Annotated in this window: 8 protein-coding genes; 4 read left to right on the top strand and 4 right to left on the bottom strand. The window is 58.6% G+C overall.

All coding sequences use genetic code 11. From position 1 onward, the window contains the following. Positions 1 to 411, top strand: a 411-nt coding sequence (locus tag ACW81B_RS06520) for a DUF3106 domain-containing protein (RefSeq protein WP_491579408.1), incomplete at its 5' end; no start/stop codon positions are given. After that, positions 411 to 1,415 (top strand): metal-dependent hydrolase, encoded by a 1,005-nt coding sequence (locus ACW81B_RS06525; RefSeq protein ID WP_491579409.1) that lies wholly within the window; start codon positions 411 to 413, stop codon positions 1,413 to 1,415. The genes ACW81B_RS06520 and ACW81B_RS06525, both read left to right, overlap by 1 nt. Before the next feature lie 153 nt (positions 1,416 to 1,568). On the opposite strand, the gene ACW81B_RS06530 is transcribed toward ACW81B_RS06525, so the two are convergent. Genes ACW81B_RS06530 through ACW81B_RS06540 form a run of 3 tightly spaced genes read right to left on the bottom strand, consistent with a single transcriptional unit; the run spans position 1,569 to position 4,363 of the window. Further along, positions 1,569 to 2,942, bottom strand: a complete 1,374-nt coding sequence (locus ACW81B_RS06530) for an NAD(P)(+) transhydrogenase (Re/Si-specific) subunit beta (RefSeq protein WP_491579410.1) — start codon at positions 2,940 to 2,942, stop codon at positions 1,569 to 1,571. Then, complete coding sequence (locus tag ACW81B_RS06535; RefSeq protein ID WP_491579414.1) at positions 2,943 to 3,236, bottom strand: NAD(P) transhydrogenase subunit alpha part 2; 294 nt, start codon at positions 3,234 to 3,236, stop codon at positions 2,943 to 2,945. Continuing rightward, positions 3,230 to 4,363: a Re/Si-specific NAD(P)(+) transhydrogenase subunit alpha gene (locus ACW81B_RS06540; protein WP_491579411.1), complete on the bottom strand. Its 1,134-nt coding sequence runs from the start codon at positions 4,361 to 4,363 to the stop codon at positions 3,230 to 3,232. Before ACW81B_RS06540 ends, ACW81B_RS06535 begins: the two co-directional genes overlap by 7 nt. Before the next feature lie 275 nt (positions 4,364 to 4,638). Between ACW81B_RS06540 and ACW81B_RS06545 the strand changes: the two genes are divergently transcribed. After that, entirely contained in the window at positions 4,639 to 5,193 is a 555-nt protein-coding gene (locus tag ACW81B_RS06545; protein WP_491579415.1) for an HNH endonuclease, read from the top strand. A 120-nt stretch (positions 5,194 to 5,313) separates the two neighbouring features. After that, on the top strand, positions 5,314 to 6,192 hold the full coding sequence (locus ACW81B_RS06550) for a fructosamine kinase family protein (protein ID WP_491579412.1): 879 nt from the start codon (positions 5,314 to 5,316) through the stop codon (positions 6,190 to 6,192). On the opposite strand, the gene hemE is transcribed toward ACW81B_RS06550, so the two are convergent. Continuing rightward, entirely contained in the window at positions 6,189 to 7,253 is a 1,065-nt protein-coding gene (hemE, locus tag ACW81B_RS06555) for a uroporphyrinogen decarboxylase (RefSeq protein WP_491579413.1), read from the bottom strand. The genes ACW81B_RS06550 and hemE overlap by 4 nt on opposite strands. Between the last annotated feature and the right edge of the window lie 226 nt (positions 7,254 to 7,479).

Genomic DNA, 7,479 nt, shown 5'->3' on the forward strand with positions numbered 1-7,479 from the left:
ACGGAGCAGAAGGTGCTCAAGCCGTTCAGGAAACACTGGGACACACTGCCGCCACAGCGCCAGGAAAAACTGCGCAAGGGCGCCGAGCGCTGGCAGCACATGGGGCCGGAACAAAAAGCCAAAGTCAGGGAACGTTTCAAACACTGGCAGGCCATGACGCCGGAACAGCGCAAGCTGCTGCGCGAACGCCGCGAGCACTTCAGTAAATTGCCGCCGGAAAAACAGGAGCGTCTGCGCAAACGCCGTCAGTGGTTCATGCAACTGCCACCGGAACGGCGTGCGGCCCTGCGTGAAAAGTGGCAGTCCATGTCGCCCACCGAGCGTGAGGCTTTCCGCCAGAAGCAGCGCGAACGCTGGAAACACATGACACCGAAGCAACGACAACAACTGCGCGACAGGCTTCAACGCTGATGGATCCCATTTCACAGGCCGGTCTTGGCGCCAGTTTTTCACAGTCGTTTGCCGGCAACCGGTCGAAACAGATCAGCGCCCTGTTGATCGGCGCCCTGGCGGGCATGGCGCCAGACCTGGATATTTTCATCCACTCCCCGAAAGACCCGTTGCTGTTCCTGGAGTTTCACCGCCAGTTTACTCATGCGCTGGTTTTTATTCCTGTGGGCGCATTGTTGTGTGCGCTGGTGTTCTACCCGTTTGCAAAATCGCGATTGTCATTCCGGCAGATCTACCTGTTTGCGTTTCTGGGCTATGCAACGCACGGGCTGCTCGATGCCTGCACGTCATACGGTACGCAGTTGTTCTGGCCGTTCAGCGATGAACGGGTTGCGTGGAACATCGTTTCTATTATCGACCCGTTGTTTACCCTGCCGGTGCTGGCATTGATTGTGTTTTCCGCGTTCAGGAACAAGCCGATGTATGCACGAATTGCTTTTGTGTACGCCGTTGTTTTCCTGTCTCTTGGTATTGTGCAGAAACAGCGTGCGGAACAGGCGGTGTACGCGCTGGCCGAACAGCGCGGTCATGACACGGTGCGTATGCAGGTAAAGCCGAGCTTTGCCAACCGTCATTTATGGAAGACCATTTATGAATATGACGGTCGTTATTATGTAGATGCCGTAAAGCTGCTGTGGGACGTAGAATACCTGCCCGGCTCATCGATCAGGAAGCTGGATGTGAAGCGGGATTTCCCCTGGTTGCCAGAAGGCAGTCAGCAGGCCAGGGACATCGAGCGGTTCCGCTGGTTCTCGGATGATTTTCTTGCCGTGAGCAAGCGTTACCCTGGCCTTGTCATGGATATGCGTTATTCGTTCTTACCCAACCGCATCGATCCGATGTGGGGTGTGGAAGTTGACAGGCAGTCGATCAATGACCGGGACTACGATGCACATGTCAGCTATAAAATAATAAGGAATATGAACCCGCAGACCACAGAACGTTTTCTCGATATGTTGTTCTAATATTTGGGGTCAGAGTAAAAACTTGTCTTTTGATTGTGATTAGCAATATGCAATAGATGCAGTTTTTACTCTGACCCCAAATATCCAAATATCCTGGCAAACAGATTGCCGCGCTTCGCTCGCAATGGCGGATTAATGCGGGATTCCCTGGTCTTACACCTGTTTGACTTCGGCGATCAGCTTGCCGGCCACTTCCTGACCATCGCCGTACAACATGCGGGTGTTGTCGAGGAAGAACAGGCCGTTCTCGATGCCCGAGAAGCCCTTGCCGCGACCGCGCTTGATGACGATGACATTCTTCGCCTTGTCGGCGTCGAGGATTGGCATGCCGTAGATAGGACTGTCCGGGTTGGTACGTGCCACCGGGTTGACCACGTCGTTGGCGCCGATCACCAGTGCCACGTCGGCGGTAGCGAATTCCTCGTTGATCTCTTCCAGATCGTAGATCAGGTCGTAGGGTACGCCGGCTTCGGCCAGCAGTACGTTCATGTGCCCGGGCATGCGCCCGGCCACCGGGTGGATGGCAAACTTTACGGTAACGTCACGGTCCATCAGCAGTTTGGCAAATTCCCATACCTTGTGCTGCGCCTGCGCCACGGCCATGCCGTAACCAGGTACGATAATAACCTTGTTGGCGTAGGCCATCATGACCGCTGCGTCGGCGGCATCGATTTCTTTCATGGTGCCCTGTTCGCCTTCCACGGCGGCTTCGCCGCCGGCACCCGAACCAAAGCCGGAGAACAGCACATTGGAAATCGGCCGGTTCATGGCTTTTGCCATCAGCTGGGTGAGCAGGGTACCCGCGGAACCCACCACGGTACCGGCGATAATCATCGCGGCATTACCCAGCACGAAACCTTCAAACGCCACCGCCAGACCGGTCAATGCGTTATACAGCGAGATGACCACCGGCATATCGGCACCACCGATCGGCAGGGTCATCATAATGCCGAAGGCCAGTGCCAGCGTGAAGAAAATCAGGATGCTGCCACCACCGGGCTGGTCGGCGTTCATCAGCACGATGCCCATCACCAGCAAGGCGCCGAACACCAGCAGGTTAATACGTTGCTGGCTGGGGAAAATCATCGAACGCTTCATCAGCCCCTGCAGCTTGGCGAAGGCGATCATGGAACCGGAGAAAGCCACCGAGCCGATCATGGCGCCGAGGACGGCGAGGATCTGGAACGTCGCGGAAGGGAAGGAGCCACGCAGCAGTTCAACCGCTGCAATGGCTGCCGCCGCACCGCCGCCCATGCCGTTGTAGATGGCGATCATCTGCGGCATGTCGGTCATGGCGACTTTCCTGCCGCTGTACCAGGCCAGTCCGCCGCCGATGAAAATGGCCAGCGTCATCCAGCCATAGTTGTGCATGCCGGGCGTGGCAAAGGTAATGATGGTGGCGACCAGCATGCCGACACCGGCCCATACGATACCGCCGCGTGCGGTGGCCGGTGAGCTCATACGCTTGAGGCCGAGGATGAACAGCGCAGCGGCCAGGAAATAACTGACGTCGATCAGGAAGCCCATTTATTTGGCCTCCTTGCTGCTCTTGAACATTTCCAGCATACGCTCGGTGACCACATAGCCGCCTACCGCGTTACCGGCGGCGAGCATGACGCCGATAAAGCCGATCAGTTTTTCGATATCCGTTTCCGCGTGGCCCATGGCGACCATGGCGCCGACCAGCACGATGCCGTGCACGAAGTTGGAACCCGACATCAGTGGCGTGTGCAGGATAACCGGCACGCGGGCAATGACCTCGTAGCCGGTAAATGCCGCCAGCATGAAGATATAGAGTGCAGTAAAGCCTTCGATCATGATGCAGATCCTTCCACCAGCTCGCGGCTGGGGGCGTGTTTGATTTCACCCTCGCGGGTCAGCGTGCTGTCGGCGATAACCTCGTCGTCGAAGTCGGGTTTGAATTCGCCATCCTCGATCATCGGGGTGAGGAAGTTCAGCAGGTTGCGCGCGTACATTTCAGAGGCGTGGATGGGCAGCTCGCTGGGCACGTTGAGCGGGCCGTACACCACCACGCCATTGTGTTCGATGGGTTTGCCGGGTTCGGTAACTTCACAGTTGCCACCGCCTTCGGCGGCCAGGTCGATGATGACGGCGCCGGATTTCATTTGCTCGACGATTTCCTTACGGATAATCTTCGGCGACGGCCGACCGGGGATGGCGGCGGTAGTAATCACGGCATCCGCCGCGACCAGGTGTTTTTCCAGCACTTCCTGCTGTTTGGCCTTTTCCTCGTCGGTCAGCTCGCGGGCATAGCCGCCCTCGCCTTCCGCCGACACGCCGGTATCGACAAATTTGGCGCCCAGCGACTCAACCTGCTCGCGGGTCGCGCTGCGTACATCGTAGCCTTCCACCATGGCGCCGAGGCGTTTGGCGGTGGCGATGGCCTGCAGGCCCGCAACACCGGCGCCGATCACCAGGACTTTGGCCGGACGAATGGTGCCGGCCGCGGTGGTCAGCATGGGGAAGAAGCCGCTGGCGTGGTTGGCGGCCAGCAGTGCGCCCTTGTAGCCGGCGACCGCGGCCTGCGAGGACAGCACATCCATGCTCTGGGCGCGCGAGATGCGTGGCACCAGTTCCATGGCGAAGGCGAGAATTTTATGGTCGCGCAGTTTGGCGACACGTTGCGGGAATTTGTGTGGCTGCAGCATGCCGATCACCACGGCACCGTCCTTCATCTGTTCGATTTCGGACTCGTTTGGCGGCTGTACCTTGAGGATCACGTCGGCCTGCTGGTACACGGCGGCGGCATCGTCGACCAGGGTGACATTCCCGTAGGCGTCATCCGGGTAGTGGCTGCTGACGCCCGCCCCGCGCTGCATGATAATTTCGACACCCAGTTTGACGAATCGATCGGCAATGGGCGGAACCAGGGCGACACGTCGCTCACCGGCCTCGATCTCTTTGGGCACGCCCAGGCGTATGGACATCTGACTTTCTCCAGCTCAGGCCGGTCAGTTCAACCGGCTGGTTTTGTTCTGCTTGGCTGTTGTGCGCCGAAAATCCGCTACTGGCGCATAAGGGGCGGAATGATAGCGGATTCGCGGCGGTGATGTAACGTCCGGAAAAGGTGACAGGGCCATGAATTTTGCCTCCCAACCGTTTACACGGCGCGGGATTTCTGGGATAAGATACAGGAAACCGGATTCGGGAGGTTTGTGTGTACGATTTACGTCAGCAAGTCCTGAGAACCGACGCCTCCGGCATGCCGCTGGAATGGGTGAATTACCAGGACGCCGTTCGTCTCTACTACCTGGACCAGGTGGCCTACAGCTGTGGCACTCACCTGTATACGGTGCACGGTGGCATCTGTGCCCGCACCGGGCGCAGGAGCATCATCCGGGTCAATTCCATTATCGCCACCCACGGCAGCAACCGGGTGTTGAAGCGCAGCCGTGGCCATTATATCCCGCCACTGAACAACCCGGCGCTGTTCCGCCGCGACGCCCACCTGTGCATGTATTGCGGCGAACGTTTCCGCGTCAGCGACCTGTCGCGCGATCATGTCACGCCCATCAGCCAGAACGGGGCCGATAGCTGGACCAATGTCGTAACTGCCTGCCGCCGCTGCAACAACCACAAGGCCGGACGCAGTCCGGAGCAGGCGGGCATGGAACTGCTGGCGGTACCGTTTACACCGACCCACGCTGAATATATCTACCTGCAGGGCAAGCGCATCCTCGCCGACCAGATGGAATTCCTCATGGCGCACTTCCCGCGCACCAGCCTGATGCATGAGCGACTGAAACTGCTCGGCTGAGTTTGCAGATCTTTCTGTCCTGTTTCAGGGACTGTCTCTCTACCGCCCCCCTGATTGAGACACTCCCTTGAGACATTGTCCGCCATTCAGGCATATGCCGGAACCCAGAGGTTGCTGAAAATGACGATCTGGAAACACATCACCCAACAACTGGAATCCAGCATTGGCCGGCCTGTACAGGCCGGCCGCCCGGTTGCCGTAGGCGGTGGTTCGATTAACGAGGCCTACCGGCTTGAGTGCGATGACCAGTCCTTCTTCGTCAAGCTCAACCACGCATCAAAACTGGATATGTTCGAGGCAGAAGTGGAAGGCCTGCTGGCACTGCGCCAGGCTGAAGCCTTACGGATTCCCGAGCCGCTGGTGTGGGGCACGAGTGATGGACAGGCATACCTGGCCATGGAGTACCTGCCGCCGGGAGGCGCAGGCTCAGCCGCGCAACTGGGCGAAGGGCTTGCCGCCCTGCACCGCTGTACTGCCGAGCGATTCGGCTGGCACCGGGACAATACAATAGGCTCCACGCCACAGCGCAATACGCAGGAGAAAAGCTGGCTGGATTTCTGGGCGGAACATCGCCTTGGCTTCCAGCTCAACCTTGCGCTGGAATCTGGCGCCAGCCGTGAACTGGAAGCCAGCGGCGGCGAACTGATCGAGTGGTTGCCGGCGTTTATGGACGGGCGTGAACCGCAACCCTCATTACTGCACGGCGACCTCTGGTCCGGAAACTATGCCTTCACACAGGAAGGTGAACCGACCCTGTTCGATCCTGCCGTGTACTACGGTGACCGGGAAACCGACCTTGCCATGACGGAACTGTTCGGGGGATTCGGCGCGGATTTCTACGCCGCCTACAATAACGACTGGCCGCTTGATCCGGGTTATGCAACGCGCAAGACCCTCTACAATCTCTATCACATCCTCAATCACTACAACCTGTTCGGCGGTGGTTACCTGTCACAGGCGCAGGGCATGATCGGCCGTCTGTTGAGCGAAGTGCGCTAGTCGTGGTAGGCGCGGCTCAAGTCATGTACCGCTTCTATCATCGCACCGGCGTGTTCCGGATTGATACCGGGATGAATCCCGTGCCCCAGGTTGAACACATGCCCGCTGCCCTTGCCGTAACTCGCCAGCACCTTGCCAACCTGTTCGCGAATGGTTTTCGGTGAAGCATAGAGCACCGAGGGATCAAGATTTCCCTGTAGCGCAACCTGGTCGCCAACACGTCGACGCGCATCGGCAAGATCAGTGGTCCAGTCCAGGCCCAGCGCATCGGCGCCGGTATCGGTCATGGCTTCCAGCCACTGACCACCGTTCTTGGTAAACAGGATCACCGGGACTTTCTGATCACCCATTTTTTCCTGCAGGCTGCGGATAATGCGCTCCATCGGCTTCAACGAGAAGCGGCAATAATCCGAAGGTGTCAACGCGCCGCCCCAGGTATCGAAAATCATGACCGTTTGCGCGCCGGCTCTGATCTGGGCGTCGAGATACAGCGCAACCGATTGCGCAACGGTATCCAGCAGTTGATCGAGCAGTTCCGGGCGCTCGTACAACATCGCCTTGATGGTGCGGAAGTCCTTGCTGGAACCGCCCTCGACCATATAGGTCGCCAGCGTCCAGGGGCTGCCGGAGAAGCCGATCAACGGCACGCGCCCGTTCAGTTCGCGACGAATGGTGCGAACCGCATCCATCACATAGCGCAGTTCCTGTTCCGGGTCGGGCACACCGAGCGCGGCAATCTGTTTTTCATCGCGCACCGGGTTTTTGAAACGCGGGCCTTCGCCTTCTTCAAAATACAGCCCCAGTCCCATTGCATCCGGAATGGTAAGAATGTCGGAAAACAGAATGGCGGCATCCAGCGGAAAACGTTCCAGCGGTTGCAGGGTCACTTCGCAGGCCAGTTCCGGGTTGGTGCAAAGATCCATGAAGCTGCCGGCTTTTTTGCGTGTTTCGCGATACTCGGGCAGGTAGCGTCCGGCCTGGCGCATCATCCACACGGGGGTCACGTCGACGGGTTGACGGAGCAGGGCGCGGATGAAGCGGTCGTTTTTCAGTTCAGTCATGGGGTGTATTAAACCGGTTAAGGTGGAAGCTGTCACCTTTTTGTTTGGTGGATTGATCCGCCCGATGTGGTGGTGCATTTGATGGCCGGTGATTTGCCCGCTACGCGGGTTCCCTGCGCTTCTCGCGACATGTGGCGCGACCCCAAACTCGCCGTTCACTGCGTGAACAGCTCAAACAAGGGATCGCTTCATCCACATGTCGCTGCGATGCTCGGCTGCACCGATT

It is taken from the genome of Thiogranum sp. (genome assembly GCF_058323355.1).

Coding starts and splice junctions, on each gene's coding strand:
- ACW81B_RS06530 (WP_491579410.1), bottom strand. CDS start 2,942: ATGGGCTTCCTGATCGACGTCAGTTATTTCCTGGCCGCTGCGCTGTTC.
- ACW81B_RS06545 (WP_491579415.1), top strand. CDS start 4,639: ATGCCGCTGGAATGGGTGAATTACCAGGACGCCGTTCGTCTCTACTAC.
- ACW81B_RS06540 (WP_491579411.1), bottom strand. CDS start 4,363: ATGTCCATACGCCTGGGCGTGCCCAAAGAGATCGAGGCCGGTGAGCGA.
- hemE (WP_491579413.1), bottom strand. CDS start 7,253: ATGACTGAACTGAAAAACGACCGCTTCATCCGCGCCCTGCTCCGTCAA.
- ACW81B_RS06525 (WP_491579409.1), top strand. CDS start 411: ATGGATCCCATTTCACAGGCCGGTCTTGGCGCCAGTTTTTCACAGTCG.
- ACW81B_RS06550 (WP_491579412.1), top strand. CDS start 5,314: ATGACGATCTGGAAACACATCACCCAACAACTGGAATCCAGCATTGGC.